Annotated in this window: 1 protein-coding gene; it reads right to left on the bottom strand. The window is 64.7% G+C overall.

Annotated features, from left to right (window positions below; genetic code table 11):
* Positions 1–1,703, bottom strand: a 1,703-nt coding sequence (locus tag AC097P_RS23630) for a HAMP domain-containing protein (RefSeq protein ID WP_479612875.1), incomplete at both ends; no start/stop codon positions are given.

Here is a 1,703-nt window from a genome sequence, read left to right as displayed (position 1 = left end):
GTAGCTCGACAGCAGCCTGAGCTCTGCGCCGCCTTCGGTAGTGGCGAGATGGTAGATGGTTCCCTGGTAGGCCTGAACCAGCGGCGCCAGTTCGGTGAGCAGCATCTGGCCCACCGTTTTCAGTGCGCGCTGGCCTTGCAGCATGCTGGTGAAACGCGCGGCGTTGGTCTTGAGCCAATCCTGCTCGCGATTACTCTCGGTGGTCTCGCGCAGGTTGGAGATCATCGTATTGATGTTGTCTTTGAGTTCGGCCACTTCACCGCGTGTCTCCACCTGAATCGACCGCGTCAGATCGCCCTTGGTCACCGCGGTGGCGACCTCAGCGATGGCGCGCACCTGGGTGGTAAGGTTGGCGGCGAGCAGGTTGACGTTGCCGGTCAAATCCTTCCAGGTGCCTGCCGCTCCGGGCACATTGGCCTGGCCACCCAGCCGCCCTTCGACACCGACTTCGCGGGCGACGTTGGTCACCTGGTCGGCGAAAGTCGCCAACGTGGCGGTCATGTTGTTAATCGTGTCAGCCAGTGCCGCAACCTCGCCCTTGGCCTGCACGGTGAGGCGCTGGGTCAGGTTGCCGTCGGCCACGGCGGTAACCACCTTGACGATGCCGCGCACCTGTTCGGTCAGGTTGGAGGCCATGAAGTTGACGTTGTCGGTCAGATCTTTCCACGTGCCGGCCACGCCGCTGACCTTGGCCTGGCCGCCGAGCTTGCCTTCGGTGCCGACCTCGCGCGCCACCCGCGTCACCTCGGAGGCGAACGCCGAGAGCTGGTCGACCATGGTGTTCATGGTCTCCTTGAGCTGCAGAATCTCACCCTTGACGTCGACCGTGATCTTGCGGCTGAGGTCGCCCTTGGCGATGGCCGTAGCCACGTCGGCAATGTTGCGCACCTGGCCGGTCAGGTTGGAGGCCATCGAGTTGACGTTGTCGGTCAAGTCCTTCCAGGTGCCCGCCACGCCCGGCACCTGCGCCTGGCCGCCGAGCTTGCCGTCGGTGCCGACCTCGCGCGCCACGCGGCTGACTTCTGCGGCAAAAGAGCGCAGCTGCTCGACCATCGTGTTGATGGTTTCCTTCAGCTCCAGAATCTCGCCCTTCACGTCCACCGTGATCTTCTTGGACAAGTCGCCGTTGGCCACAGCGATGGTCACCTCGGCGATGTTGCGCACCTGGCCGGTCAGGTTGTTGGCCATGAAGTTGACGTTGTCGGTCAGGTCCTTCCAGGTCCCGGCCACGCCTTCCACCGCCGCCTGGCCACCCAGCTTGCCTTCGGTGCCGACCTCGCGCGCCACGCGGCTGACCTCGCCGGCAAAGGCGTTGAGCTGGTCGACCATCGTGTTGATGGTGTTCTTCAGGGCCAGGATTTCGCCCTTCACCTCGACGGTGATCTTCGAGGACAGGTCGCCGTTGGCCACGGCGGTGGTCACGTCGGCAATGTTGCGCACTTGCGAGGTGAGGTTGGTCGCCATCGCGTTGACCGAGTCGGTGAGGTCTTTCCAAGTGCCGGCCACGCCGGGCACCTGCGCCTGGCCGCCGAGCTTGCCTTCGGTGCCGACCTCGCGCGCCACCCGTGTCACCTCGCCGGCGAACGCGTTGAGCTGGTCGACCATGGTGTTGATGGTGTTCTTGAGCTCCAGGATCTCGCCCTTCACGTCGACCGTGATCTTGCGGTTGAGGTCGCCCCGCGCCACCGCGGTGGTCACCTCGG

The sequence above is a fragment of the Rhodoferax sp. ZS1R8 genome, from assembly GCF_056521325.1.
The sequence above is the reverse complement of the archived record's forward strand: the minus strand, read 5'-3'. Positions and strand labels throughout refer to the sequence as shown.